We start from the raw sequence: 26,800 nt of genomic DNA, 5'->3' as shown, positions 1-26,800 counted from the left end.
GAGAGAAGTGCATGACGCAAGTCACGGTGAAACAACTGGCCGATGAGGTCAAAACACCGGTAGAGCGCCTGTTGCAGCAGATGCGTGAGGCAGGTCTGCCGCACACCGCCGCCGAAGAACATGTGACTGACAGTGAGAAGCAATCTTTGCTGACTCACTTGAAGAGCAGCCACAAGGCGAAAGTGGAAGAACCACGCAAGATCACGCTGCAGCGTAAAACCACCAGCACCCTGCGTGTTGCTGGCAGCAAAAGCATCAGCGTTGAAGTACGCAAGAAGAAAGTTTTCGTACAGCGCAGCCCGGAAGAAATCGAAGCCGAGCGCAAACGCGAACTGGACGAACGTCGCGCAGTAGAAAATGCTGCTCGTCAGAAGGCTGAAGAAGAAGCCAAGCGTCGCGCCGAAGAAGAAGCGCGTCGCCAGCCTGCTGCTGCGCAAAACGCTACCAACGACGCAGTCGCGGCTCCTGCTGCGGCCGCCGAGCCTGTGCGTGAAAGCGCTCCGGTTGTGGCTGCTGCTCCGGCTCCTTCTGCAGACGTTCGTAACAAGCAGAACGAACAGCGCCGTCCTGACAAACCACGTGCAGACGATAACAATCGTCGCAGCGGTGGTGGCGATGGCGAGCGCAAAAACGCTCCGCATCGTGCTTCGGTTAAAGAGAAAGCGCCTGCTCCACGCGTTGCCCCACGTACTACCGACGAAGAAAGCGATGGCTTCCGTCGTGGTGGTCGCGGCAAGGCCAAGCTGAAAAAGCGCAACGCCCACGGTTTCCAGAGCCCAACCGGCCCTGTCGTGCGTGATGTGCAGATCGGCGAGACCATCACTGTTGGCGATCTCGCTAATCAGATGTCGGTCAAGGCTGCTGAAATCATCAAGTTCATGTTCAAACTGGGTACCCCAGCGACCATCAACCAGGTGCTTGATCAGGAAACTGCTCAGCTGGTAGCCGAAGAACTGGGCCACAAAGTGACCCTGGTCAGCGACACCGCCCTGGAAGATTCCCTGGCCGAGTCCCTGAAGTTTGAAGGTGAGACGTTCTCCCGTGCGCCAGTCGTGACCGTAATGGGCCACGTTGACCATGGTAAGACGTCGCTGCTCGACTACATCCGTCGTGCCAAGGTAGCTGCTGGCGAAGCCGGTGGTATCACCCAGCACATCGGTGCGTACCACGTTGAAACCGAACGCGGCATGGTCACCTTCCTCGACACCCCTGGTCACGCCGCGTTTACCGCAATGCGTGCCCGTGGTGCCAAGGCGACCGACATCGTGATCCTGGTAGTTGCAGCGGACGACGGCGTGATGCCGCAGACCATTGAAGCTGTCCAGCACGCCAAGGCTGCCGGTGTTCCGCTGGTCGTTGCAGTGAACAAGATCGACAAGCCGGGCGCTGATCTCGATCGCATCCGTAGCGAACTGTCGGTTCACGGCGTGACTTCGGAAGAGTGGGGCGGCGACACCCCGTTCGTATCGGTTTCGGCGAAAGTCGGTACCGGCGTGGACGAGTTGCTCGAAGCTGTCCTGCTGCAAGCTGAAGTTCTCGAACTGAAAGCGACCCCTTCGGCTCCTGGCCGTGGTGTCGTGGTTGAATCGCGTCTCGACAAAGGTCGTGGCCCGGTTGCAACCGTTCTGGTTCAAGACGGTACCCTGCGCCAAGGCGACATGGTTCTGGTCGGTTCGAACTATGGCCGTGTACGTGCCATGCTCGACGAGAACGGCAAGCCAATCAAGGAAGCCGGGCCTTCCATCCCTGTCGAGATCCTCGGCCTGGACGGTACCCCGGACGCTGGCGACGAGATGAGCGTGCTGTCGGACGAGAAGAAAGCCCGTGAAGTGGCTCTGTTCCGTCAAGGCAAGTTCCGCGAAGTCAAACTGGCTCGCGCTCACGCTGGCAAGCTGGAAAACATCTTCGAAAACATGGGTCAGGCAGAGAAGAAGACGCTCAACATCGTCCTCAAATCTGACGTCCGTGGTTCGCTGGAAGCGTTGAACGGCGCCTTGAACGGCCTGGGTAACGACGAAGTGCAAGTGCGTGTAGTCGGTGGCGGTGTCGGTGGTATCACCGAGTCCGACGCCAACTTGGCACTGGCCTCCAACGCTGTACTGTTTGGCTTCAACGTGCGTGCCGATGCTGGCGCTCGCAAGATCGTCGAGCAGGAAGGCCTGGATATGCGTTACTACAACGTGATCTACGACATCATCGAAGACGTCAAGAAAGCCCTCACCGGTATGCTGGGCAGCGATGTTCGCGAGAACATCCTGGGTATCGCTGAAGTGCGTGACGTGTTCCGTTCGCCGAAGTTCGGCGCGATCGCCGGTTGCATGGTGCTCGAAGGTGTTGTTCACCGTAACCGTCCAATCCGTGTACTGCGTGAAGACATCGTTATCTTCGAAGGCGAGCTGGAATCCCTGCGCCGCTTCAAGGATGACGCTTCCGAAGTACGTGCCGGCATGGAATGCGGTATCGGCGTGAAGAGCTACAACGACGTCAAAGTCGGTGACAAGATCGAAGTCTTCGAGAAGGTTCAGGTTGCTCGCAGCCTCTAACTCGCGCACTTCAAGGGCCACGCCAGGCCGCCGCATGCAGATGCGCGGCCAGGTGTCAGGACTCTAAACGCAACGCCCGGTCTGGCTTCCGTCAGGCCGGGCGTTTGCCGCTTTCAGACCACACGGGTTTCACCGTGGGGCAGTAACAGGTAACAAGACATGGCAAAAGAATACAGCCGTACCCAACGTATCGGCGATCAGATGCAGCGTGAGCTGGCACAGCTGATCCGTCGTGAAGTCAAAGACCCGCGCGTCGGCCTGGTCACCATTACCGCTGTTGAAGTCAGCCGTGACGTCGGTCACGCCAAGATCTTCATCACCGTGATGGGTCAGGACAACGCCGAAGACATCGCGCAAAGCATCAAGGTGCTCAACTCTGCCGCTGGTTTCCTGCGCATGCAGCTGGCCCGTGAGATGAAGTTGCGCAGCGTTCCACAGTTGCACTTCCACTACGACGAAAGCGTCGTGCGTGGCGCGCACCTGTCGGCCCTGATCGAACGTGCGGTGGCAGAAGACAGTCAGCGCCCGGTAGCGACTGAACCCGAAGACGCCAAGGAGTAATCGGTGGCTCAGGTCAAACGTATCCGTCGTAACGTCAGCGGCATCATCCTGCTCGACAAACCGCTGGGGTTCACCTCCAACGCGGCGTTGCAGAAGGTTCGCTGGTTGCTGAACGCCGAGAAGGCCGGTCACACCGGCAGTCTCGATCCGCTGGCCACCGGCGTGTTGCCGTTGTGCTTCGGTGAGGCGACCAAGTTTTCGCAATACCTGCTCGATTCCGACAAGGCCTATGAAACCTTGGCGCAACTGGGCAAGACCACCACCACGGCCGATGCCGAAGGTGAGGTTTTGCAGGAGCGTCCGGTGACCGTTGGTCGCGCCGATATCGAAGCGGCCCTGCCGAAATTCCGTGGGCAAATCAGTCAGATACCGCCTATGTACTCGGCACTCAAGCGTGATGGCCAGCCGCTGTACAAGCTGGCCCGTGCAGGCGAAGTAGTGGAGCGCGAACCGCGTTCTGTTACTATTGCGCGCTTGGAATTGCTGGCCTTCGAAGGCGATACTGCGCGGCTGGCGGTGGACTGCAGCAAAGGCACCTATATTCGCACCCTGGTGGAGGATATCGGTGAGCAACTCGGTTGTGGCGCTTACGTTGCAGAATTGCGACGTACCCAGGCCGGGCCCTTCACGCTGGCGCAGACTGTCACGCTTGAAGAGCTGGAAGCGGTACATGCCGAGGGCGGTAACGAAGCGGTCGATCGCTTCCTGATGCCATCGGACAGCGGCTTGCTGGATTGGCCACTGCTGCAGTTCTCGGAGCACAGCTCGTTCTACTGGCTTAACGGCCAGCCGGTACGAGCTCCGGACGCGCCGAAGTTCGGCATGGTACGGGTACAGGATCACAATGGTCGCTTCATCGGAATCGGTGAAGTGAGCGAAGACGGGCGCATCGCGCCGCGTCGACTGATTCGGTCAGAATGACCGGAACCAGTCTGTGTCAAAGCAGGCTGGCGAGGGTGGCTGTTAACAGGCACGGTCACTACTCATTTTTAGATACAGGGATTTGTCCCTGGCCTGTTGAAGCTGTTTTTCTGAAACAGTTTCCTGATAAAAGGATTGCCTCATGGCTCTCGACGTTCAAGAAAAAGCTCAAATCGTTGCCGACTACCAGCAAGCTGTTGGTGATACTGGTTCTCCAGAAGTGCAAGTTGCACTGCTGACCCACAACATCAACAAACTGCAAGGTCACTTCAAGGCCAACGGTAAAGATCACCACTCCCGTCGTGGTCTGATCCGCATGGTAAACCAGCGTCGTAAGCTGCTGGACTACCTGAAAGGCAAAGACGTGAGCCGTTACAGCGCTCTGATCGGTCGCCTGGGTCTGCGTCGCTAATAAGCGATTGCGCTATGAGGTTGGTTGTTTGCTGTGCGTCAGCGGGTTTCCCGCTGGCGCATGGCAGGCTCCCAGCCTCAAGTTTTATCTGGATACACGTTTTACCCTGGACAGGCGTTGGGCCGATTCCCGACATTGCCCAAGAATTTCGCAAGAAGACAAGTTCCCCAAGAGCCACAAAAGAAGGTAGGACACCGTGAACCCGGTAATCAAAAAATTCCAGTTCGGTCAGTCGACCGTTACCCTCGAGACTGGCCGTATCGCCCGTCAGGCCTCCGGCGCAGTATTGGTCACCGTTGACGACGACGTCAGCGTGTTGGTGACTGTTGTCGGTGCCAAGCAAGCCGATCCAGGCAAGGGCTTCTTCCCTCTGTCCGTTCACTACCAGGAAAAGACTTACGCTGCCGGTAAGATCCCTGGCGGTTTCTTCAAGCGCGAAGGCCGTCCTTCCGAGAAAGAAACCCTGACTTCCCGACTGATCGACCGTCCGATCCGTCCACTGTTCCCAGAAGGCTTCATGAACGAAGTGCAGGTTGTCTGCACCGTCGTTTCCACCAGCAAGAAGACCGATCCGGACATCGCTGCGATGATCGGTACCTCGGCTGCCCTGGCTATCTCCGGTATTCCTTTCGATGGCCCGATCGGCGCTGCCCGCGTTGCGTTCCACGAAAGCACTGGCTACCTGCTGAACCCGACTTACGAGCAACAGAAAGCTTCGAGCCTGGACATGGTCGTTGCCGGTACCTCGGAAGCCGTACTGATGGTTGAATCGGAAGCCAAAGAGCTGACCGAAGACCAGATGCTGGGCGCTGTACTGTTTGCTCACGACGAATTCCAGGTTGTGATCAACGCTGTTAAAGAACTGGCTGCCGAAGCCGCCAAGCCAACCTGGACCTGGGCTCCTCAGCCAGAAGCCACCGCTTTGCTGGGCGCTATCCGTGCCGAGTTCGGCGACGCGATCTCCCAGGCCTACACCATCACCATCAAGGCCGACCGTTATGCTCGCCTGGGTGAGCTCAAAGACCAGGTCGTTGCCAAGCTGTCCGGCGAAGAAGGCCAACCGACTTCCGCTGAAGTCAAAGCGGCTTTCGGCGAAATCGAATACCGCACCGTTCGCGAAAACATCGTAAACGGCAAGCCACGTATCGACGGTCGCGACACCAAGACCGTACGTCCGCTGAACATCGAAGTTGGCGTTTTGCCGAAGACCCACGGTTCGGCTCTGTTCACCCGTGGCGAAACCCAGGCACTGGTTGTTGCAACGCTGGGTACTGCCCGCGACGCGCAGCTGCTGGACACCCTGGAAGGCGAGAAAAAAGACCCGTTCATGCTGCACTACAACTTCCCTCCGTTCTCGGTAGGTGAGTGTGGTCGCATGGGTGGCGCTGGTCGTCGCGAAATCGGTCACGGCCGTCTGGCCCGTCGTTCGGTTCAGGCCATGCTGCCGGCTGCCGACGTGTTCCCGTACACCATCCGTGTGGTATCGGAAATCACCGAGTCCAACGGTTCGAGCTCGATGGCTTCGGTCTGCGGCGCTTCCCTGGCCCTGATGGACGCTGGCGTGCCGATGAAGGCGCCGGTTGCCGGTATCGCCATGGGTCTGGTTAAAGAAGGCGAGAAATTCGCCATCCTGACCGACATCCTGGGTGACGAAGACCACCTCGGCGACATGGACTTCAAAGTAGCGGGTACCGCCAAAGGTGTTACCGCGCTGCAGATGGACATCAAGATCAAAGGCATCACCGAAGAAATCATGGAGATCGCTCTGGGCCAAGCCCTCGAAGCGCGCCTGAACATCCTCGGTCAGATGAACCAGATCATTGGCCAGTCGCGTACCGAACTGTCGGAAAACGCTCCGACCATGATCGCGATGAAAATCGACACCGACAAAATCCGTGATGTCATCGGTAAAGGCGGCGCGACCATTCGTGCGATCTGTGAAGAGACCAAGGCTTCGATCGACATCGAAGACGACGGCTCGATCAAGATCTTCGGCGAAACCAAGGAAGCTGCTGAAGCTGCACGTCAGCGTGTTCTGGGTATCACCGCAGAAGCTGAAATCGGCAAGATCTACGTTGGTAAGGTTGAGCGCATCGTCGACTTCGGCGCATTCGTCAACATCCTGCCTGGCAAGGACGGTCTGGTTCACATCTCGATGCTGAGCGACGCTCGTGTTGAGAAAGTGACCGACATCCTGAAAGAAGGCCAGGAAGTGGAAGTATTGGTACTGGACGTGGACAACCGCGGCCGTATCAAGCTGTCCATCAAGGACGTAGCAGCTGCCAAGGCTTCGGGCGTTTAATTACGCGCATGGCCTGACCGCTTCAACGTTATAAAAAATGCCCCGCCGTGAAAACGGCGGGGCATTTTTTTGTGTCCGGAAAAGATTTGCTTTTAAAGGTAAGTGAAGTTGCCTGACTCCATGGTCAGTGCTAGGTTTAGCCCACCGCCCGTGTAGCTCAGCCGGTAGAGCAGCGCACTCGTAACGCGAAGGTCGCAGGTTCGATTCCTGTCTCGGGCACCAGCGACACGTTGTTTTCAGATGATCCCCGAATGGTTCTGAAGGCCAGATAAGCCGGGTAACAAGCGGCTTTTTGCGTCAGAGAGATCCTTGATGATCCAGATCCATCTTCCATTCCTCAGATCAAAGAGAACGCCATGACCGTTAAAGAATTGACCCAAGAAGCCAGACACGAAGAAGCGCTGAAGAAGTACTTGCTGGATACGCCGCAGCTGGCTGACGAGATCAAAGACCTGCCCGCCGATGATCAGAAAGACCAGATCCAGTGGGCGTTCGAGGACGAGGCAGAATCCCAGGGCCTACAGCCGTGGGAGCTGACGCTCAAGTACACCTCGACCCCGGAAGAGTTCGAGGCAGCGCGCCTGGTGTTGCACAAGGAGGCGGCCGAAGTGCTGGGCGTCGAGTGGGAAGAGTACTGCGAGATGAATAATCTGGTGGTGTGACAAAAAACCTGTGGGAGCGGGCTTGCTCGCGAATGCGGTGTGCCAGTCGACACATTTGTCGTATGACACACCGCATTCGCGAGCAAGCCCGCTCCCACATGTGTGATGCGATGTTGACTCAGATACTAAGGCGCATCGACAGATCGACAGCCTTGACGTCCTTGGTCATCGCACCAATAGAAATGTAATCCACGCCGGTTTGCGCAATCGGCAGCAGCGTACTTTCGTTGATCCCGCCGCTAGCCTCCAGCTTGGCCTTGCCGCCGTTCAGGCGCACCGCTTCGCGCATGTCATCGAGGCTCAACTCGTCGAGCATGATGATATCGGCACCCGCTGCCAGCGCTTCCTTCAGCTCGCTCAAGTTCTCCACCTCGATCTCCACCAGCTTGCCCGGGGCAATCTTGTGGGCGGCGTTGATGGCTTCTGGAATGCCGCCACAGGCCGCGATGTGGTTCTCCTTAATCAGGAACGCGTCATACAGGCCGATGCGATGATTGTGGCACCCGCCGCAAGTTACGGCATATTTCTGCGCCAGGCGCAGGCCCGGTAGGGTTTTGCGGGTGTCGAGCAGCTTGACGTCGGTTTGCGCAACGAAATCTGCCAGGTAGCGGGCACGTGTCGCCACGCCCGAGAGCAGCTGCAGAAAATTCAGAGCGCAGCGCTCGCCCGTCAGCAGCGAACGCGCAGGGCCTTCGAGGTGAAACAATGCCTGATTGGGTTGCACCCGGTCACCGTCGCTGACCTGCCAGTGCACGGCAACTCGCGGGTCCAGTTGCCGGAACACGGCATCGACCCAGGCGGTGCCTGCGATAACGGCGGCGTCACGGGTAATGATGGTGGCTTTGGCCAGGCGTTCTGCCGGGATCAACTGCGCGGTGATGTCGCCGCTGCCGATATCTTCGAGCAACGCACGGCGCACGTTGGCTTCGATTTCGGCAGTCAAATCGGCGAGACGTAGATTCGGCATAAAGGGCTCCACAAACAAAGTCGTCCGATTATAGGGCCTTGGCGCACGGCAACCCAAGGCATCAGAAGACCTGAGCGGTGGTGAAACCTGCATTTGGTCGCCTTGCCCGCGACATCAATCGTGGCAAGTGATCGCGCGCGGAGGGTCTATCGCGGCATACTGGGGGCCAATACAGTCGACGCTGAAGGAACCGGTATGCAGTTGGACCCCGCGAGCGGTTGGTGTGAAGGCGCCCAGGTCTGTCCTTCGCCCAACTTCAATGCGCGCCCTACCGAAGAAATTTCCCTGCTGGTGATCCATAACATCAGCCTGCCGCCGGCGCAATTCGCCACCGGCAAGGTGCAGGAGTTCTTCCAGAATCGCCTGGATGTCACGGAGCATCCCTATTTTGCAGGGATTGCCGAGCTGCGAGTGTCCGCACATTTCCTGATCGAGCGAGACGGCACTGTGACGCAGTTTGTTTCCTGTCTTGAGCGTGCCTGGCACGCCGGGGTCTCGGTTTTCGAAGGACGGGAAACCTGTAACGATTTTTCCGTGGGCATTGAACTCGAAGGCACGGATGATCAACCCTTCACCGACGCTCAGTATCAGGCGCTGACGGAGTTGACTCGACAGCTGCAGAGGGCGTTTCCGGCGATTACCCCACAGCGCATTTGTGGACATAGTGATATTGCACCCGGTCGCAAGACCGATCCGGGGCCAGCGTTCGATTGGGCACGCTATCGCGCAGCCCTGGTAAAAGAGGAACAACAATGAGTTTTCTGGTGTTGCTGTTGGCGGTCTGGATCGAGAAGTTCTCGGCCTTGCGTCATCGGGTCCAGCGCGACGGCGGATGGTTGCGCGAACTGTACAAACTTGAAGCCAGCCCTCGTCTGGCGAGCCACCCGTGGCTGGTCCTGGTGATTCTGGTGTTGCTGCCGGTTGCACTGCTGGGCCTGCTGTTGATCGTCCTGGACCCGGTGGCCTACGGCCTGCTGGCGCTGCCCGTGCATTTGCTGGTGGTGATCTACAGCCTGGGCCGTGGCGACCTGCTCGCTGGCCTTGGCCCCTTCCGCGACGCCTGGCGCCGGGAAGACCTGCAAGCGGCAGCGCATGTGGCGAACCGCGACCTGGCTATCTGCGCGGACAATGGCGAGCAATTGCTGGAACGCGTGCAGGCTCACATGCTGTGGGAGGCCTATCAGAGCTTCTTCGCGGTGATCTTCTGGTACTTCCTGCTGGGTCCGGTCGCGGCGCTCAGCTATCGCTTGCTGGCACTGGCCGAAGTCCATTCGCAGAACCCGGCGGTAGCCGAGCGCGCCGGCCAACTGCGGCATGCTTTCGACTGGATACCGGTACGCCTGCTGGCGGCCAGTTTCGCCCTGGTCGGCAACTTTGTTGCGGTCAGCCGGGTGATGCTTCATGAACTGCTGAACTGGGATATCAGCGCTGCCCAGCTGATCGAAAAAGTCGGCTTGGTGGCCGGCGAAATCCCCGCCCCGGTAGTCGGCCCGGACGGCATCAACAGCCTCGACCGCATCTGGGAATTGCTGCTGCGCGCAGCCGTGCTCTGGTATGCCGGCTTCGCCCTGTGGACAGTCTTGCCGTGAGGCGGTGAACCTGAAGCGCCGCATTGTAATATTTAACGACGGCTTCGCCCTCGAACGCAGGCTTCGCCAGCTGCTACAGGGTTGGCGTCGGATGTTCGTTTACCTTAAGTTACAAAAACTCCTGCCGATTTAAGCTATACAGAGACAGCGCCCAATAGTGGCTATCTGCTGTCTCTGTGCGCCTGCCAATAACAATAAAAAATCCAAGGGAGACTTCACAGTGAAGAGCTTGCTCTATCCCGCCGTCGCGCTAATGAATCGCCTGAGTTTCGGCATGAAGTTCAGCCTGATCAGCGTACTGTTCCTCATACCGATGCTGGTGACCAACTTCTATCTGGTACGCGATTCCTATCGTGAATTCCAGGGCACGCGGATCGAACTGCAAAGCATCGACCTGTTGGGTAGCAGCCTGACCCTGCGCCGGGACCTGGAAACGCTCAACAACCTGGTGCAGATCAACGTCACGCTGGGGCAGTCGGGCAAGGCCGGCAACGTCGAGTCGACAATCAGCGCACTGGAGCAAAGCCTGCTGGCGCGCCTGCAGGATTTGCACGCCATGTCGTCTGATCCTGAGCAGGTGGCGGTATTCGAGGCCAAGCGCGATGAACTGATCGCCGCCTTCAAGGCCCAGCAGGCCGAGAGCTCCCTGCAAAGTAAAAGTGGCATGATCGCCAAGCTGCTGGGCAGCGCCCAGGTTTTCAGCCAGATCGTCGCCAGTCAGGCCGGCCTCAGTCGCGATACCCAAAGCGATATACGCCAGCTGACCGAACTGATTACCACGGTCACGTCCCCCGTCACCCAACTGCTGGGCGAGGGGCGGGCCATGGGCGCGTTTTCCCTGGGGCAAGGGTTCCTCAACTCGGCGTCGAGCACCCGTTTTGATGAGTTGATGGCGCAAATCGAAAAGCTCCAGGGTGAATACGCGCTGAAGCTGCAGGACTCGCTCGGTTCAAGCCGGGCGGCCAGGGAAAGCCTGGCGGCTCAAGCTGATATCAGCCTCTCAACCCTGAAAAAAGCCAGCGAGCTGTTTGAAGAGCAGGTCGTGATGGCTGATACGCTGGACACTCCATGGCAAGGTTTCTACGACCAGGTCACCGGTCTGATGGACCAGACCTACCAGCTCAACGAAGCCACCCTGAAATTCCTCGGGACCCAGCTGCAGCAACGCCTGGAGCAAAACCGCACGCACATGGTGCTGCAGGCGGTAGCGTTATCGGTGGTGTTCATCCTGATTTTCTACCTGTATGGCGGTTTCTACGCTTCTACCCGCACCACCCTCAAGAACCTCGGCGCGATGATGGACAAAGTCGCGGCGGGCGACATGACGGTAACGTTTAACGCCAATAGTCGCGACGAACTAGGGGAGTTGGGCGAGGTATTCAACGGCACCGTGAAAAAGATCCACGACCTGATCGAGCGTGTCGGCCACACCGTGGGTGAGGTCGAGCGTCAGGCCGGTCAGGTGGAAAACGTCTCCGCCCGCAGCAACCAGGCCGTCGCGGGGCAACGCTCGCAAATCGAGCAGGTGGCGACGGCCATGAACCAGATGTCGGCGACTTCCCTGGAAGTGGCGCGCAGTGCCGCCGCGGCGGTCAGCAGCGCGCATAGCGTCAATGACGAAACGCTCAGCGGGCGCGGCCTGGTGCAATCGCAACAGGGCAGCATTGCCGCACTGGCTGGCGAGATCGATCAGTCAGTGCTGGTGATCAATCAACTGGCCACTGACAGCCAGGCCATCAGCCGCGTGCTGGAAGTGATCAAGAGCATTGCCGAGCAGACCAATCTGCTGGCCCTCAATGCGGCAATTGAAGCTGCGCGGGCTGGTGAGCAGGGGCGTGGATTTGCCGTAGTGGCCGACGAGGTCAGGACCCTGGCCAAGCGCACCCAGCAATCGACCGAAGAAATCGAGCAGATGATCAGCAAGCTGCACAGTGGTGTTGGCGCTGCGGTGAAAGCCATGGGCAGCAGTCATCAGATGGCCAGCGGGACAGTGGGCCAGTCGGAGAAAGTCCAGCAGGCACTGGAAAACATCCTCGGCGCAGTTGGCATGATCGTCGACCAGAACCAGCAGATCGCTGCTGCGGTGGAGCAGCAGACGGCTGTGGCCCATGACATCGACCAGAACATCGTCGAAATCAACCGTGCGGGCGAACGCACTGCCGAAGGGGCGCACCAGACCGAAGACGCGAGTCGGGCATTGTCGGCCCAAGTGGTGGAGTTGAAGCAGCTCATCAGCGCGTTCCGGGTCTGAACTAAACCCTGTAGGAGTGAGCCGTTACCAGTTAAAGACTTCGCACGCATTCACCGTGCTGACGGCCGCCAATCGCTCAGCACTAATCCCCATGATCCCCGCCAACGCCCCACAGATGTCCGGCAAATGCGCCGGACTATTACGCTCGCCGGGATACATCGCCGGAGCCATGTCCGGTGAGTCGGTTTCCAGCACCACGGCGTCCAGTGGCAATTCGGCGAGCACCCGGTGCATACGCAACGCCTGCGGCCAGGTCGCTGCGCCGCCCAGGCCGAGCTTGAACCCCAGCTTGATGTACTCGCGAGCCTCTTCCTTGCTGCCGGCAAACGCATGGATGATGCCCGCGCGTTTCAGGCGCAGGCGCTTGAGCGTGGCGATGACTGCGGCATGGCTGCGTCGGACATGGATCAGCGCCGGCAGATCGAACTCCATCGCCAATTGCAGCTGCGCTTCGAACAACGCCTGCTGGCGTTCGCGGTCCAGGGTTTCAATGAAGTAATCGAGGCCGATCTCGCCCACCGCACACAGTTGGCGATGCCCGGCCAAGCGCTCAAGCCAGGCACGCAGTTCATGCAGATGGTCAGGCTGATGCTGGTCCAGATAAACCGGGTGCAGGCCGAACGCTGCATACAGGTCGGGGTCGCTTTGCACCAGCTCCCAGACCCGCTGCCAGTTATCCTGGTAAACCCCCAGCACCACCATGCGCCGCACCCCCAGCGCGCGGCTTTGTGCCAGCAGCGCCGAGCGATCGGCGTCGAAGTCGGCAAAGTCCAGGTGGGTGTGCGTATCGATCAGCTCCACGATTCAGTCCTGGCGAATACGCTGCTTGAAGGTCCGTGCGATGGCTTGCACGCCAGGTTGGTAGTCCGACTGCTCGATGGCCGCCAGGGCCAATTCCAGCGCCTTGTCGGCGATCAGTTGATGTTGCTGGGCCATGGCGTTCACCGGCAATGGCAGGAAATCCAGCAACTGAGTGTCGCCAAATGTGCCGAGGCGCAATGGGCGGGACTTCAGCGGGAAGTCGTGCAAGGCATCGAACACACCCTGCAACAAGACGTAGGATGTCGTGACCAGCGCGTCCGGCAGATGCCCAAGGCGTTGCAGCATCTGCTCCATCAACTGCTTGCCACATTCGCGGCTGAACGAGTCGCCGTGCTCAATCAGCACCTCGCCATCAAACCCGGCCAAGGCTTCCTTGAAGCCGGCCGCGCGTTCCTGGCTGATGCTCAATTCAGGGCGCGCGCCGATCAGGGCGATCTGCCTGGGCAACGGCTGCAGGAGGCTGCGGGTCAATTGCAGGCTGGCTTCGCGGTCGTCACTGATCACCGAACAGAAATGTTCCGGCTCCATGACCCGGTCGATCGCGATAATCGGAATGCCCTTGGCTTGCAGCTGGCGATAACTGTCATCGCCACTGGGCAGGCAGCTGGCGACGATCAGTGCGTCGCAGCGCCGGGCGCGAAACAGCTGCAACAGCTGGCGCTCGCTGTCCGGTGCGTCGTCCGAACTGGCGATCAGCAGCTGATAGCCACGGGCCCGCGCGCCCTGTTCGAGCAGTTTGGCGATTCGCGCGTAACTGGGGTTTTCCAGATCCGGCAGAATGAACCCCAGGGTGCGGGTGTGCCGACTGCGCAGGCCTGCCGCTTGTGGATTAGGGGTAAAGCCATGCTGCTCGACCACGGCACGCACGCGCTCGACCGTGGCAGTGCTGATCCGCTGCTGTTCGGCCTTGCCATTGATGACATAACTGGCGGTGGTCACGGAGACCCCGGCCAACTGGGCGATATCACTGAGTTTCAACTCGGGTTTCCTTGTTTTTTCGAGCTTGCCCGATATTTTCGCCAATCCTACCCGATTCAGGCAGGCGACCATTGTCCTGGCGCATCCGACAATCTGGACTTCAAGGATGGGACATTATCGAGTAACGTGCCAATCTTTCTAGATTAAACGTTTCAGCAGGCGTATTTTCTACGTTTAAGGCGCCTTGGCCAGTTCTGCCGTGAAACTGCCAAATATGCTGAACAAGCGCCTAAGCTGAACTATCCAAAACAATACCTGGCACCTTTCGGGCGCCAAAAAGGAGAAAGCATGCTCGAGCTCACTATTGAGCAGATATCCATGGGCCAATCGGCCGTGGATAAATCCGCAGCGTTGCATTTGCTGGCCCAGCACCTGGTTGCCGATGGACTGGTCGCTGACGGTTATCTCGCCGGCTTGCAAGCCCGGGAGGCCCAGGGCTCGACTTTTCTCGGTCAAGGTATTGCCATTCCCCACGGAACGCCGGACACCCGCGACCAGGTATTTTCCACCGGCGTGCGCCTGATGCAGTTCCCCGACGGGGTGGACTGGGGCGACGGGCAGATCGTCTACCTGGCGATCGGCATCGCGGCCAAATCCGACGAACACCTGCGCCTGCTGCAGCTGCTGACCCGCGCCCTGGGCGAGACCGACCTGGGCCAAGCCCTGCGACGTGCCTCCAGCGCCGAAGCCTTGCTCAAACTCCTGCAGGGCGCTCCTCAGGAACTGGCACTGGATGCGCAGATGATTGGCCTGGGAGTGTCCGCCGATGATTTCGAAGAACTGGTGTGGCGCGGTGCGCGTTTGCTGCGCCAGGCGGATTGTGTGAGTAACGGTTTCGCCGCAGTGTTGCAGCAGGTCGAAGCGCTGCCGCTGGGCGATGGTTTGTGGTGGCTGCACAGCGAACAGACGGTGAAGCGTCCGGGCCTGGCGTTTGTTACCCCGGACAAGCCAATGCGTTATCTGGGCCAGCCACTGAGCGGCCTGTTCTGCCTGGCGAGCCTCGGGGAGGCGCATCAGGCTCTGCTCGAGCGCCTGTGCGCATTGCTGATCGAAGGGCGTGGCCATGAACTGGGCCGTGCCACCAGCAGCCGTAAAGTCCTCGAAGTGCTGGGCGGAGAATTGCCCGCGGACTGGCCGAGTGCGCGGATCGCCCTGGCCAACGCCCATGGCTTGCACGCCCGCCCGGCGAAGATCCTCGCCCAACTGGCAAAGAGTTTTGAAGGTGAGATTCGGGTGCGTATCGTCGATGGCCAAGACAGCGCGGTCTCGGTGAAAAGCCTGAGCAAGCTGCTGAGCCTTGGCGCCCGGCGTGGTCAGGTACTGGAATTTGTTGCCGAACCGGCAATTGCCGCTGACGCTTTGCCGGCTTTGTTGGCCGCCATCGAAGAGGGCCTCGGCGAAGAAGTCGAACCATTGCCCGCCGTGAGCGAGCAGCGCGAAGTGCTCACCGATATCGCCGAGGTGCTTCTGGCACCGGCCTCCGGCAGCCTGATTCAGGCAATCGCCGCCGCTCCGGGAATCGCCATCGGCCCGGCACATATCCAGGTGCTGCAAACCATCGAATACCCATTGCGTGGAGAGTCCGCCGCGATCGAACGCGAGCGTCTCAAACTGGCGTTGACTCAGGTGCGGCAGGACATCCAAGGTCTGATCGAACGCAGCAAAGCCAAGGCCATCCGCGAGATTTTCATCACCCACCAGGAGATGCTCGACGACCCGGAACTCACCGACGAAGTCGACACCCGCCTCAAGCAGGGCGAAAGCGCCGAAGCGGCGTGGATGGCCGTCATCGAAGCGGCGGCCCGGCAACAAGAGTCATTGCAGGACGCCTTGCTCGCCGAGCGTGCCGCCGACCTGCGGGACATCGGGCGGCGGGTCTTGGCGCAACTCTGTGGCGTCGAAACGCCGAGCGAGCCAGACCAGCCCTACATCCTGGTGATGGACGAAGTCGGTCCTTCCGATGTGGCCCGCCTTGACCCGGCGCGTGTCGCCGGCATCCTCACCGCCCGCGGTGGCGCTACGGCGCACAGTGCGATTGTCGCCCGGGCCTTGGGCATCCCGGCACTGGTGGGTGCGGGCGCGGCGGTGTTGCTGCTGGCTCCGGGCACGCCGCTGCTGCTGGATGGCCAGCGCGGACGACTGCACGTGGACGCCGATACCGCCACTTTGCAGCGCGCTACCGAAGAGCGAGATACCCGCGAGCAGCGGCTCCAGGCTGCCGCCGAACAACGTCATCAACCGGCGCTGACCAGCGATGGCCACGCTGTCGAGGTCTTCGCCAACATCGGCGAGAGCGCGGGTGTGACCAGTGCCGTGGAGCAGGGGGCCGAAGGTATTGGCCTGCTGCGCACCGAACTGATTTTCATGGCCCACCCGCAACTGCCGGACGAGGCCACGCAAGAAACGGAATATCGCAAGGTGCTCGATGGCCTGGCCGGTCGTCCGCTGGTGGTGCGCACCCTGGATGTCGGCGGCGACAAACCGCTGCCGTATTGGCCAATCGCCAAGGAAGAAAACCCTTTCCTCGGAGTACGTGGCATCCGCCTGACACTGCAACGCCCGAAAGTCATGGAAGCGCAATTGCGCGCATTGCTGCGGGCCGCCGACAACCGGCCATTGCGCATCATGTTTCCCATGGTCGGAAGTGTCGACGAGTGGCGTCAGGCGCGGGACATGACCGAGCGCCTGCGCCTGGAAATTCCCGTGGCGGACCTGCAGCTGGGGATCATGATCGAGGTGCCGTCGGCGGCATTGCTCGCGCCAGTACTGGCCAGGGAAGTCGACTTTTTCAGCGTCGGCACCAACGACCTGACCCAATACACCCTGGCCATCGACCGCGGTCATCCGACCCTGTCGGCGCAGGCGGACGGCTTGCACCCGGCGGTGCTGCAACTGATCGACATCACCGTGCGTGCCGCCCATGCCCATGGCAAATGGGTCGGCGTGTGCGGCGAGCTGGCGGCGGATCCTCTGGCGGTGCCGGTACTGATCGGCCTGGGAGTCGATGAGTTGAGCGTTTCCGGGCGCAGCATCGCCGAGGTCAAGGCGCGCATCCGCGAGCTCAGCCTCACCCAGGCCCAAACCGTTGCCCGCCAGGCCCTGGCCGTTGGCAGCGCGAATGAAGTACGCGCATTAGTGGAGGCCCTGTAATGGCCAAGATCCTCACCCTGACCCTCAATCCGGCACTGGACCTGACCGTTCAGCTGGCCCGCCTTGAGCCCGGCCAGGTCAACCGCAGTGACGAGATGCACACCCATGCCGCTGGCAAGGGCGTAAACGTGGCGCAGGTCCTGGCAGACCTCGGGCATCAATTGACCGTCAGCGGATTCCTCGGCGCAGACAATCCCCAGGCGTTCGATGCGCTGTTCGCCAAGCGCGGGTTTGTCGATGAGTTCATCCGTGTCCCAGGCGAAACTCGCAGTAACCTCAAGCTCGCCGAAAGTGATGGCCGGATCACTGACGTCAATGGTCCCGGACCTCTGGTCAGTGACGCGGCCCAGCAGGCGTTGCTCGATCGGCTCGAACAGATCGCCCCCGGTCACGACGCGGTCGTCGTCGCCGGCAGCCTGCCCCAGGGCGTCAGCCCGGCGTGGTTGCAGGCGCTGATTGAGCGTTTGAAGCATCTTGGTTTGAATGTCGCCCTCGACACCAGTGGCGCAGCCCTGCGTGCAGCGCTCAAGGCCGGCCCCTGGCTGATCAAGCCCAACGCCGAGGAACTGGCCGAGGTATTTGATTGCGCAGTGGAGTCGGTGACTGCCCAGGCAGAAGTGGCGAGCCGCTTGCACGCGCAAGGCATCGAGCACGTGGTGATTTCCCACGGCGCCCAAGGTGTGAACTGGTTCAGCGTCGGCTCGGCGATGCACGCCACGCCGCCCAAGGTCAGCGTCGCCAGCACGGTAGGCGCAGGTGATTCGTTGCTGGCGGGCATGCTCCACGGTTTGCTCAGCGCCGACACGCCTGAACAGACTTTGCGCACCGCCACGGCGATTGCCGCGATGGCCGTCACCCAGATCGGCTTCGGCATTGGCGACACCGCGCAGTTGGCGCAGCTCGAACAGGGTGTGCGTGTACGCCCCCTGACAGAACAATAAGAGGGTTTGTCATGAAGTTAGCCATTGTAACGGCCTGCCCGAACGGCATGGTCACCAGTGTGCTGTGCGCCCGTTTGCTGGATGCAGCAGCGCAGCGCCAGGGCTGGAGCACCAGCGTCGAAGTCACCGATGCGGCGCACCCTGAACGGCAGTTGTCGGCTACCACCCTCGAGGCAGCCGAGTGGGTGTTGCTGGTGACCAGTGCGCCTGTGGACATGTCGAGATTCGTCGGCAAGCGCGTGTTCCAGAGTACTCCGGCCCAGGCCCTGCAGGATGTTGAAGCAGTGTTGCGCAAGGGCGCCGAAGAGGCGCAGGTTTACGTGGCGCCAGAAGCTGTCGCCGAGCCGATCGCAGCTGGTCAGAAGGCACCGAAGCTGGTAGCCATTACCGCCTGCCCGACCGGGGTCGCCCACACGTTCATGGCCGCCGAGGCTTTGCAGCAAGCGGCCAAGCGACTGGGTTACGACCTGCAAGTCGAAACCCAGGGTTCGGTGGGTGCACGCAATCCGCTGAGCGCCGAGGCCATTGCCGAGGCCGATGTGGTGCTGTTGGCCTGCGACATCGAGGTTGCGACCGAGCGCTTCGCCGGAAAGAAAATCTACCGTTGCGGCACCGGTATCGCCTTGAAGCAGGCAGAAGCAACACTCAACAAAGCCCTGGCCGAAGGCTCGCAGGAAAGCGCTGCGAGTGGCGCCAAAGGCCCCGCCAAGCAGGAGAAGACTGGCGTCTACAAGCACTTGCTGACCGGCGTGTCGTTCATGCTGCCGATGGTAGTGGCAGGCGGCTTGATGATCGCCTTGTCATTCGTATTCGGCATCACCGCATTCAAGGAAGAAGGCTCCCTGGCGGCCGCCCTGATGCAGATTGGCGGCGACACTGCCTTCAAGCTGATGGTGCCACTGTTGGCGGGATACATCGCCTACTCGATCGCTGACCGCCCGGGCCTGGCGCCGGGGATGATCGGCGGCATGCTGGCGAGCACCCTGGGAGCCGGTTTCATCGGCGGGATTATTGCCGGTTTCATCGCCGGCTACGCGGCCCAGGCGATCAATCGCTATGCCCGCTTGCCGCAGAGCCTCGAAGCGCTGAAACCGATCCTGATCATCCCGTTGCTGGCCAGCCTGTTCACCGGCCTGGTGATGATCTACGTGGTCGGCAAGCCCGTAGCCGGGATGCTCGAAGGGCTCACGCACTTCCTCGACAGCATGGGCACCACCAATGCGATCCTCCTGGGTGTGTTGCTCGGGGGGATGATGTGCGTAGACCTGGGTGGTCCGATCAATAAGGCCGCCTATGCGTTCTCGGTGGGTCTGCTGGCGTCGCAAAGTTACGCTCCGATGGCCGCGACCATGGCCGCCGGCATGGTGCCGCCGATTGGCCTGGGCATCGCCACGTTCATCGCCCGACGCAAGTTCGCCCAGACCGAGCGTGAGGCAGGCAAAGCGGCATTGGTGTTAGGCCTGTGCTTCATTTCCGAAGGCGCAATTCCGTTTGCCGCGAAGGATCCGCTGCGGGTGATCCCGGCCAGCATTGCCGGTGGCGCGCTGACCGGCGCGCTTTCGATGTACTTCGGCTGCAAGCTGATGGCGCCGCACGGTGGGTTGTTTGTGTTGGCGATTCCGAATGCGATCAATCATGCGTTGCTGTATCTGTTGGCGATTGTCGCGGGGAGCCTGGTGACGGCGGTGGCGTATGCGCTGCTCAAACGGCCGGAAACAGTCGAGCTGGCACTCGAACCCGCCAAAGCCTGACACCAGCCATTGCAAGAGCCCGGCTTGTACGCAAGATTCGGGCTCGGCGCAAATCCGTAGGAGCCCGGCTTGCCGGCGATGGCGATCGTGCTGACGTCATCGCTGGCAAGCCAGGCTCCTACAAGTTGTTGTTCAAGCCCAGACCTTTGGATCTCAGTAAACGTCGCGTCGATAGCGACCTTGCTCGATCAGCTTGTCGACCTCTGCGATTCCCAGCACTTCGTTGAGCACGTGATCCACACCCGACGCCATGCCCTGCAGGCTGCCGCAGATATAGATCACCGCACCATCGGCGAGCCACTGCTTCAGCAAGTCCGCCGATTCCCGCAGCCGATCCTGCACATAAATCTTTTCGGCCTGATCACGCGAGAACGCCAGGTCCAGCCGCTCCAGGTCGCCCGACACCAGCCATTCCTGCAGCTCATCGCGACAGAGAAAGTCATGCTCGCGATTGCGTTCGCCAAACAGCAGCCAATGGCGCTGTTGACCATCGGCAATCCGCGCTTTGAGCAAGCTGCGCAGCCCGGCAAGGCCGGTGCCATTGCCCAGCAGAATCATCGGCAGCGGCTCGGTGGGCAGGTGGAAACTGCTGTTGCGCCGCACCCGCAGGTTGATGCTGCCGCCCACCGGTGCGTGCTCGGTCAACCAGCCGGAGCCCACGCCCAGGCTGCCGTCGGCATGCACTTCCTGGCGCACGATCAGTTCCAGAATGCCGTCGGCAGCGATCGAGGCGATGGAGTATTCGCGCATGGCCAGCGGCACCAGCGCATCCGCCACCGCCTGGGCGTGCAGGCCGACCAGGTGAGCGCGGTTTTCCGGCAGTTGGCGACTGGCGAGGGCTTGTTCCAGGGTTTGCGCCAGGCCATCGAGCGTCACGCTGGCGCGACCGTCGATTCCCAGGCCATCGAGGAAATGCTCGATCGCCCATGGGCAATTACGCGGCAGGACTTCCACCAGATCGCCCGCCAACCAGCCGCTGGCAGTAGGGGCAGTCAGGCCCAGCAGGTAAACCGGTGAACCGCTGCTGTCAGGGTTCATCAGTTCACGACGGGTCAGCGTCCAGTTGTCGTAGCTGGGTGCTTGCCAGGTGTCCACGGGCGCTTGTCCGGTCAGCAGGCCGAGTTGCTGCTGCCAGTGACGCAAGGCGTAAGGATCGCCGCTGTCGACTTCCACCGGCGCGAACAGTGTCTTGCCACCATGCTCGCCCAGCCAGCTGTGCAAGCGTCGGGCAAACCCGCAGAAGTGTTGATACTGTCGATCACCCAGGCCCAGCACTGCGTAGTTCAGGCTGTCCAGGCTCACGGCGCGACCGAGGACCTTGCGCTCGAAACTGCGGGCGCTGTCCGGTGCTTCGCCGTCGCCAAAAGTACTGACCACGAACAATGCGTTGCTCGAATCCTGCAGGTCCTGCTCGCTGACACTGGCCAGCGGCTGCACTTTCACTGGCAAGCCGGCGGCTTGCAACTGCCCGGCGGTCTGCCAGGCCAGTTGTTCGGCGAAGCCGCTCTGGCTGGCGAAACCGATCAGCCAGGCCGGGGTATCAACCAGCGGTTGGGCCAGGCCGTTGCGAGCGTCGCGGATCTGTTTTTTCTTGCGTCGACGATCCAGGTACAGCAACCAGCCGGTGACGAAGAACAGCGGCATGGTCAATGCGCTGAGGGTCAGGATCACCCGTCCAACAATCCCGAAGTAGCTGCCGACGTGCAGTGCATAAATGCTGGTCAGCAGCTGGGCCTTGAGGCTCTTGTCACTGTAGCGGTCATGCCGCTTGACGATGCCGGTGGCCGGGTCGAGGGTGATCTGGTTCAGCGCGCGGTCGTGTGGCGAGGTGTTCAGCAGGTAGAACACGGTCGCCGGCTGGCCCGCCACAGGCGGCATACGGATGTTGTAGGCGCTCAGTGCCGGACCCGCCGCGCTGTAGATGCTGCTCCACATGGCTGCGTAGTCGGCCGTTGGCGCCGGACCGCTAGGCGCCGGGCCACGCCCGCCGCGCACCCGCTCGTTTTGTGGCGAGTCGGACAGCAAGCGGGTCAGGCCTTTGTTGTACCACTCATAAGACCAGGACAAGCCGGTAAGGGCCGCCAGGAGATAAAACAGCAGGCACCAGGTGCCAGCCACCGAGTGCAAGTCCCAGTTGAAGCTGCGGCCTTTTTTCTTCCAGTCCAGGGTCAGCCAGGCGCGCCAGCTTTTCCACTGTCGCGGCCAGCGCAGGTACAGGCCGGACAGGCAGAAGAACACCAGGATCAGCGTGCAGGCCCCGGTGATCTGCCGGCCGGTATCGCCCATTGCGAGGAAGCGGTGCAGTTGCAGCATCAGGCCAAAAAAGCCCTGGCCGCTGGCGTCGCCCATGAACTCGGCGGTGTACGGGTCGAAGTAGCGCATCTCGCCGCGGCGTTCGCCAGGCTTGGGCGTGAAGAACACTTTGGCCGCCGCGCCGCTGTCGGTCTCGACGCTGAGCATCGAGACTTTCTTGCCGGACGCCGCTTCAATGCGTTCCACCAGCTCGGCAGGCGGCAGGACGCCGGCGACCTGCTTTTCGACCTGCAGTACCGACGGGTTCAGCGCGCTCAGGATCTCGTCCTGAAACGACACCGTCGCCCCGGTGATGCCCATCAGAGCCAGGACCAGCCCGGCGCTGATGCCGAAAAACCAGTGCAGCTGGAACAGGGTTTTCTTCAACACGTCGCTCGCCTTCGTTCGAAAATAATCATCACGGCGCGCATTATGCCGTGGGTTGACGGGATGCCTTGTCTATTACGCACAAAAGCCCCGTTCATCTGGATGAACGGGGCCGGTCCCTTCACCGACATTCCCTGTGGGAGCGGGCTTGCTCGCGAATGCGGTGGGTCAATCACAGTTATGCTGAATGACACACCGCATTCGCGAGCAAGCCCGCTCCCACAGTGGCGATTGCGGTGTGACAGCAATCAGAAATGGAAGTTGGTGCTCAACAATGCCGTACGGCCCGCCGCCTGATTGGCGAAGTGGGTCGAGAAGGCTTTGTCGTAGTAGGTTTCGTCGGTCAGGTTCTGCACGTTCAGCTGCAGGTCGACGTTTTTGGTCAGCTTGTAGGCGACCATGGCGTCGTAGCGTACGTAGTCATCCACCATCGTGGTGTTGGCCACGCTACCGAACACGTCGTCGACGTAGAACGCACCGCCACCGACAGTCAGCTTCGGCGTGACCTGGTAGGTCGTCCATAGGCTGGCGCTGTTTTTCGGCGTGTTAGGCAGTTCGTTGCCGTCGTTGGCCGCGCCCAGCGGGCCGCCGTCGACTTGCTCGCTGTCCATGTAGGCGTAACCGGCGAACACCTGCCACTTGTCGGTGATCTTGCCGCTTGCCGACAGTTCGATACCTTGCACGCGAGTCTTGCCGGCGTTTTCGTAGGACGTGGTGTCCACCTGAACGCGAGCGTTGTCTTTTTCGGTGCGGAAGATATCGGCGGTCAGGGACAGGCGATCGTTCAGCAGGTCCCACTTGGTACCGATTTCGTAGTTCTTGGTGGTTTCCGGCTCCATGTCGCTGCTCAGCAGGTTGCCGGCACGGTCGGTCGAGCCACCCAGCGGGTTGCCTTCCTGACCTTCACCCAGGGTGTTGCCCGGTGGCGTGGCGGAAGTCGCATACGAGGCGTAGATGCTGCCGTTTTCAGCTGGCTTGTAGACCACACCGAACTGACCGGTGATGAACTCGCTGGTGTCCTTGCCCTTCGACGCAACACCATTGGTCACGACCGTGGCGCCAGCAGCGTTGTAGGTCTTGTACTTGGTGTCGAAGTGGTCGTAGCGCAGCCCCATGTTCACCAGCCACTGTTCGGACAATTCCAGGGTGTCGAACACGTACAGTGCGCGAGTGGTGCTGGAGGTGTCGGTGCCCGCGTAGTTGCGCGCGATCGAGCCGTCCCACGGATCGCTCGGGTTCGGGTTGGCCAGAGAGGTGCAGTTGTAACCGCTTGGCGCGCCGATCAGCGCAGGGCTGCAGTTGGTAGTCGCCGCGGCAGTGCCTGGAGTTGTATCGGTGTTGACGGTGTAAGAGGATTTCTCGCTCTTCTCGTGGCTCAGCTCGATACCCGTGGCGAAGCTGTTCTTGAACCCGCCGATGTACACGTCACCAAACAGGTCGGTTTGGTTGGTGGTGGTGTCGGTGTTGCTGACACGGGTGTTGGCCCGGCGCCACACGCTGCCGTTGTTGACGTTGCCTTTGGAGTCATCCGGCTGGGTCAGGATGTAATCCTGCATGCTGCTGCCGTGGCGCAGGGTGTTCTTCACGGTCAGTGCATCGTTCAGGTCGTGCTCGATGGCGATGGTCGCGGTATCGGTGCGGCCCTTGCGGAAATCGCGACCGTCCAGGCCGTAGAAGTTGCTGCTGCGGCCACCGTCATCCGGCGTGTCCGGGTTGGACTTGGTGCGCGCCGCAGACCCGGCTACCGGAATGCTGTACGGAATTCCCGAGTCCGGGGTGTCGTTGCTTTCCAGATGGTAATAATCGAGGTTGACGCGGGTGTCGGTGCCCAGGCCGAACGCCACGGACGGCGCGATGCCCCAGCGGTCGTAGTCGACGCTGTCACGGCCGGCGACGTTGCTCTCGTGGCTCATCAGGTTCAGACGGCCAGCGGCGGTGTCAGTGAACTGGTAGTTACCGTCGAAGGTGTAGCGCTGGGTCTGGTCCGAGCCCCAGGTGAAGCCGCCATCGAGCGAATCGCCCAAGTGGGCCTTTTTGCTCACCATGTTGATGCTGCCACCGGCAGCGCCACGGCCGCCAATGGCCGAGTTCGGGCCTTTGCTGACTTCGATCGACTCGACCGCGAAGATCTCGCGGCTTTGCGAACCGGTGTCGCGCACGCCGTCCAGGTACGTATCGCCCTGGGCGTCAAAGCCACGGATGAATGGACGGTCGCCCTGAGGGTTGCCGCCTTCGCCGGCACCAAAGGTGATGCCTGGAACAGTGCGCAGCGCGTCCTGCATGTTCAGGGCGCCGGTGTCCTTGAGGACCTGTTGCGGAATTACCGTCACGGAGCGCGGAGTGTCCACCAGAGGTGCGGTGTACTTGGGCGAGGAGGCTTTTTCGACGTTGTAGGTCGTTGCGTCCTGGGCTTCGCCGGTAATGGCAGTGGCGTCCAGGGAAATCGCGCTGCCTGACGATTTGGCATCGGTCTTCTCTGCGGCGAAAACCATGTGTCCAGCGGAACCGGCAGTGATTGCCACGCCAATTGCAGACGCGAGCAAACGCGGTGAACTGACAGGTAATTGTGGTTGTTGGCGTGACATTAAAATTCCCCTCCCCAAGGATTTGAGGTCGCGGAATATAGGGTAAACAGGTATTCGTATCAATTGCGAAACATTACTATTCGCACTGAATTTACATTCTTTACAATTTACCCTTACGGTTTTTGCTGATTCATTCGTCGCAAGGGTTTTACACAGTCAATAAGAATCAATACCATTGGCATCCCTTTGCCTTCAGGTAGTGTCTCCATGTTGCTGCACATTCCCGGCGTGTTCGCGAAAGAAGAAGTGCAGCGCATCTGTGAAGCCTTGCAGCAGGCAGATTGGGCCGATGGCAAAATCACTGCGGGCTATCAATCGGCCAAGGCCAAGCACAATCTGCAGCTGCCGGAAGGCCATCCCCTGGCCAAGGAAATCGGCGCGGCGATGCTGGAGCGGCTGTGGAAAAATCCGCTGTTCATGTCTGCAGCCCTGCCGCACAAGGTCTTTCCGCCGCTGCTGAATTGCTACACGGCTGGCGGCAGTTTCGACTTCCACATCGACAACGCCGTGCGCCAGCCGCAGAACAGCATCGAGCGTGTGCGCACCGACTTGTCGGCCACCCTGTTCTTCAGCGAGCCCGACGACTATGACGGCGGCGAGCTGGAGATCCATGACACCTTCGGGACCCAGCGGGTGAAGTTGCCGGCTGGCGACATGGTCCTGTATCCCGGCACCAGCCTGCATAAGGTCAACGCAGTCACTCGCGGCGCGCGTTTTGCCTCGTTCTTCTGGACCCAGAGCCTGGTGCGCGAGGACAGCCAGCGCGCGCTGCTGTTCGAGATGGACGAGGCGATTCGCCAGTTGACCCAGGATGTGCCAGATCATCCTTCGCTGATCCGTCTGACCGGCACCTATCACAATCTGTTGCGGCGCTGGGTCGAGGTATGACCTTTCAACTGCGCCGCGAGGAAGTTCTCGACGGTGAACGGCTCACCGCCATGCTCGACGAAAGCCCGGCGCGCGCGGCCCAGGCAATCCTGATCGCCGCCCGGGAAAACCTCCTTGATGCCCAGGCATTGCTGGGGCAGATCCTGCTCGACGGGCAGGGCATCGCACAGGATCAGCCACTGGCCTTGCGCTGGTTCGAGATCGCCGCCCGGCGCGGACATCTGATGGCGCGCAACATGCTCGGCCGTTGCCATGAACACGGGTGGGGCTGCACTGCAGATGCTGCAGTGGCGGCCGGGCATTATCGGATCGCCGCGTCCGCAGGCCTCGATTGGGCGATGTACAACTACGCCAACCTGCTGGCAACCGGGCGTGGAGTGATGGAGGATCAAGCGCAGGCGCTGGAGCTGTATCGCCGCGCCGCCGGGCTTGGACACGCGAAATCGATGAACCTGTTGGGGCGTTATCTGGAGGAAGGGCAGCATTGCCCGGTTGATCTGCAGGCGGCGCGTGATTGGTATCGACGTTCGGCTGTTGGCGGGGATTTTCGCGGGCAGTTCAGTTATGCCGCCGTGTTGGCGGATGAGGGCAATGTAGCCGAAGCGCTGGACTGGTTGCGCAAGGCCCTGGCGGGCGGGAATCTGAATTTCCTGCGGGTGGCGAGCAAGGCGTTATCAAACGCCACTGATCCGCAAATCCGCGCATTGGCCACTGACTACGCTCAACGCCAGTCTGAACTGGAACTTAAACCCCTTTAATTTCCGGCGTCTGCACAATTCCCCTGTAGGAGCTGCCGCA

The 26,800-nt window shown here is 60.8% G+C and carries 19 protein-coding genes, 1 tRNA gene and 1 pseudogene; 16 read left to right on the top strand and 5 right to left on the bottom strand.

All coding sequences use genetic code 11. The features are described 5' to 3' along the window. The first annotated feature begins 11 nt into the window (after window positions 1-11). The 7 genes from infB (at window position 12) to ORL50_RS12740 (ending at window position 7,401) form a co-directional block, all read left to right on the top strand. Complete coding sequence (gene infB, locus ORL50_RS12770) at window positions 12-2,543, top strand: translation initiation factor IF-2 (protein WP_266015140.1); 2,532 nt, start codon at window positions 12-14, stop codon at window positions 2,541-2,543. 159 nt (window positions 2,544-2,702) lie between these two features. Next, window positions 2,703-3,104 carry a 30S ribosome-binding factor RbfA gene (rbfA, locus tag ORL50_RS12765; RefSeq protein WP_266015137.1) on the top strand — a complete coding sequence of 134 codons (402 nt, stop codon included), beginning with the start codon at window positions 2,703-2,705 and terminating at the stop codon, window positions 3,102-3,104. 3 nt (window positions 3,105-3,107) lie between these two features. After that, window positions 3,108-4,025: a tRNA pseudouridine(55) synthase TruB gene (gene truB, locus ORL50_RS12760; RefSeq protein ID WP_266015134.1), complete on the top strand. Its 918-nt coding sequence runs from the start codon at window positions 3,108-3,110 to the stop codon at window positions 4,023-4,025. A gap of 142 nt (window positions 4,026-4,167) precedes the next feature. Next, the gene (rpsO, locus tag ORL50_RS12755; RefSeq protein WP_028623136.1) at window positions 4,168-4,437 is read left to right on the top strand and encodes a 30S ribosomal protein S15; all 270 of its coding nucleotides are present in this window, start codon (window positions 4,168-4,170) and stop codon (window positions 4,435-4,437) included. Between the two features lie 196 nt (window positions 4,438-4,633). After that, window positions 4,634-6,739 carry a polyribonucleotide nucleotidyltransferase gene (gene pnp, locus ORL50_RS12750; protein ID WP_266015125.1) on the top strand — a complete coding sequence of 702 codons (2,106 nt, stop codon included), beginning with the start codon at window positions 4,634-4,636 and terminating at the stop codon, window positions 6,737-6,739. 146 nt (window positions 6,740-6,885) lie between these two features. Then, a tRNA-Thr gene (locus tag ORL50_RS12745) sits at window positions 6,886-6,961 on the top strand. A gap of 134 nt (window positions 6,962-7,095) precedes the next feature. Next, window positions 7,096-7,401 carry a DUF6388 family protein gene (locus tag ORL50_RS12740; protein WP_094469169.1) on the top strand — a complete coding sequence of 102 codons (306 nt, stop codon included), beginning with the start codon at window positions 7,096-7,098 and terminating at the stop codon, window positions 7,399-7,401. 118 nt (window positions 7,402-7,519) lie between these two features. Here the strand turns inward: ORL50_RS12740 and nadC are convergent, their stop codons facing one another. Next, window positions 7,520-8,368, bottom strand: a complete 849-nt coding sequence (gene nadC, locus ORL50_RS12735) for a carboxylating nicotinate-nucleotide diphosphorylase (protein WP_266015118.1) — start codon at window positions 8,366-8,368, stop codon at window positions 7,520-7,522. Between the two features lie 195 nt (window positions 8,369-8,563). Between nadC and ampD the strand changes: the two genes are divergently transcribed. From ampD to ORL50_RS29085, 4 genes and pseudogenes are all read left to right on the top strand, one after another. After that, complete coding sequence (gene ampD, locus ORL50_RS12730) at window positions 8,564-9,124, top strand: 1,6-anhydro-N-acetylmuramyl-L-alanine amidase AmpD (RefSeq protein ID WP_266015116.1); 561 nt, start codon at window positions 8,564-8,566, stop codon at window positions 9,122-9,124. Then, the gene (gene ampE, locus ORL50_RS12725; RefSeq protein ID WP_266015113.1) at window positions 9,121-9,957 is read left to right on the top strand and encodes a regulatory signaling modulator protein AmpE; all 837 of its coding nucleotides are present in this window, start codon (window positions 9,121-9,123) and stop codon (window positions 9,955-9,957) included. Before ampD ends, ampE begins: the two co-directional genes overlap by 4 nt. Window positions 9,958-10,210: 253 nt before the next feature. Next, window positions 10,211-11,302, top strand: a pseudogene (locus ORL50_RS29090) (methyl-accepting chemotaxis protein); the annotation flags it as partial. Further along, on the top strand, window positions 11,279-12,208 hold the full coding sequence (locus tag ORL50_RS29085) for a methyl-accepting chemotaxis protein (protein ID WP_416236021.1): 930 nt from the start codon (window positions 11,279-11,281) through the stop codon (window positions 12,206-12,208). The pseudogene ORL50_RS29090 and the gene ORL50_RS29085, both read left to right, overlap by 24 nt. Window positions 12,209-12,232: 24 nt before the next feature. On the opposite strand, the gene ORL50_RS12715 is transcribed toward ORL50_RS29085, so the two are convergent. Together ORL50_RS12715 and cra are read right to left on the bottom strand one after the other, a co-directional pair. Next, on the bottom strand, window positions 12,233-13,009 hold the full coding sequence (locus ORL50_RS12715) for a TatD family hydrolase (protein WP_266015107.1): 777 nt from the start codon (window positions 13,007-13,009) through the stop codon (window positions 12,233-12,235). A 3-nt stretch (window positions 13,010-13,012) separates the two neighbouring features. Then, on the bottom strand, window positions 13,013-14,008 hold the full coding sequence (gene cra / locus ORL50_RS12710) for a catabolite repressor/activator (protein ID WP_266015104.1): 996 nt from the start codon (window positions 14,006-14,008) through the stop codon (window positions 13,013-13,015). Between the two features lie 288 nt (window positions 14,009-14,296). Here cra and ptsP point away from each other — a divergent pair, with 288 nt between their 5' ends. The 3 genes from ptsP to ORL50_RS12695 are packed head-to-tail and all read left to right on the top strand — an operon-like array spanning window position 14,297 to window position 19,850. Next, a complete protein-coding gene (gene ptsP / locus ORL50_RS12705) occupies window positions 14,297-17,158 on the top strand; it encodes a phosphoenolpyruvate--protein phosphotransferase (RefSeq protein ID WP_266015102.1) in 2,862 nt (953 codons plus the stop codon). Continuing rightward, a complete protein-coding gene (gene pfkB, locus ORL50_RS12700) occupies window positions 17,158-18,099 on the top strand; it encodes a 1-phosphofructokinase (RefSeq protein ID WP_266015100.1) in 942 nt (313 codons plus the stop codon). Before ptsP ends, pfkB begins: the two co-directional genes overlap by 1 nt. 11 nt (window positions 18,100-18,110) lie before the next feature. Then, window positions 18,111-19,850: a PTS fructose-like transporter subunit IIB gene (locus ORL50_RS12695; protein WP_266015097.1), complete on the top strand. Its 1,740-nt coding sequence runs from the start codon at window positions 18,111-18,113 to the stop codon at window positions 19,848-19,850. A 153-nt stretch (window positions 19,851-20,003) separates the two neighbouring features. On the opposite strand, the gene ORL50_RS12690 is transcribed toward ORL50_RS12695, so the two are convergent. After that, on the bottom strand, window positions 20,004-22,532 hold the full coding sequence (locus ORL50_RS12690; RefSeq protein WP_266015094.1) for a sulfite reductase flavoprotein subunit alpha: 2,529 nt from the start codon (window positions 22,530-22,532) through the stop codon (window positions 20,004-20,006). A 245-nt stretch (window positions 22,533-22,777) separates the two neighbouring features. Further along, window positions 22,778-25,114 (bottom strand): TonB-dependent receptor, encoded by a 2,337-nt coding sequence (locus ORL50_RS12685; RefSeq protein WP_266015091.1) that lies wholly within the window; start codon window positions 25,112-25,114, stop codon window positions 22,778-22,780. A gap of 207 nt (window positions 25,115-25,321) precedes the next feature. On the opposite strand from ORL50_RS12685, the gene ORL50_RS12680 reads away from it, so the two are divergent. Both ORL50_RS12680 and ORL50_RS12675 read left to right on the top strand, forming a co-directional pair. Beyond that, window positions 25,322-26,002: a Fe2+-dependent dioxygenase gene (locus ORL50_RS12680; protein WP_266015089.1), complete on the top strand. Its 681-nt coding sequence runs from the start codon at window positions 25,322-25,324 to the stop codon at window positions 26,000-26,002. Further along, window positions 25,999-26,760 (top strand): tetratricopeptide repeat protein, encoded by a 762-nt coding sequence (locus ORL50_RS12675; protein ID WP_266015086.1) that lies wholly within the window; start codon window positions 25,999-26,001, stop codon window positions 26,758-26,760. The genes ORL50_RS12680 and ORL50_RS12675 overlap by 4 nt, the downstream gene beginning before the upstream one ends. Window positions 26,761-26,800: the final 40 nt, after the last annotated feature.

Source organism: Pseudomonas sp. RIT-562 (assembly GCF_026241895.1).
Taxonomy (GTDB): Bacteria; Pseudomonadota; Gammaproteobacteria; order Pseudomonadales; family Pseudomonadaceae; genus Aquipseudomonas; species Aquipseudomonas mandelii_F.
The sequence above is the reverse complement of the archived record's forward strand: the minus strand, read 5'-3'. Positions and strand labels throughout refer to the sequence as shown.

What these genes read in the sequence shown, in the direction of transcription:
- infB (WP_266015140.1), top strand. Translation starts at nt 12, where the DNA reads ATGACGCAAGTCACGGTGAAACAACTGGCCGATGAGGTCAAAACACCG.
- rbfA (WP_266015137.1), top strand. Translation starts at nt 2,703, where the DNA reads ATGGCAAAAGAATACAGCCGTACCCAACGTATCGGCGATCAGATGCAG.
- rpsO (WP_028623136.1), top strand. Translation starts at nt 4,168, where the DNA reads ATGGCTCTCGACGTTCAAGAAAAAGCTCAAATCGTTGCCGACTACCAG.
- ORL50_RS12740 (WP_094469169.1), top strand. Translation starts at nt 7,096, where the DNA reads ATGACCGTTAAAGAATTGACCCAAGAAGCCAGACACGAAGAAGCGCTG.
- nadC (WP_266015118.1), bottom strand. Translation starts at nt 8,368, where the DNA reads ATGCCGAATCTACGTCTCGCCGATTTGACTGCCGAAATCGAAGCCAAC.
- ampD (WP_266015116.1), top strand. Translation starts at nt 8,564, where the DNA reads ATGCAGTTGGACCCCGCGAGCGGTTGGTGTGAAGGCGCCCAGGTCTGT.
- ampE (WP_266015113.1), top strand. Translation starts at nt 9,121, where the DNA reads ATGAGTTTTCTGGTGTTGCTGTTGGCGGTCTGGATCGAGAAGTTCTCG.
- ORL50_RS29085 (WP_416236021.1), top strand. Translation starts at nt 11,279, where the DNA reads ATGACGGTAACGTTTAACGCCAATAGTCGCGACGAACTAGGGGAGTTG.
- ptsP (WP_266015102.1), top strand. Translation starts at nt 14,297, where the DNA reads ATGCTCGAGCTCACTATTGAGCAGATATCCATGGGCCAATCGGCCGTG.
- pfkB (WP_266015100.1), top strand. Translation starts at nt 17,158, where the DNA reads ATGGCCAAGATCCTCACCCTGACCCTCAATCCGGCACTGGACCTGACC.
- ORL50_RS12695 (WP_266015097.1), top strand. Translation starts at nt 18,111, where the DNA reads ATGAAGTTAGCCATTGTAACGGCCTGCCCGAACGGCATGGTCACCAGT.
- ORL50_RS12685 (WP_266015091.1), bottom strand. Translation starts at nt 25,114, where the DNA reads ATGTCACGCCAACAACCACAATTACCTGTCAGTTCACCGCGTTTGCTC.
- ORL50_RS12680 (WP_266015089.1), top strand. Translation starts at nt 25,322, where the DNA reads ATGTTGCTGCACATTCCCGGCGTGTTCGCGAAAGAAGAAGTGCAGCGC.
- ORL50_RS12675 (WP_266015086.1), top strand. Translation starts at nt 25,999, where the DNA reads ATGACCTTTCAACTGCGCCGCGAGGAAGTTCTCGACGGTGAACGGCTC.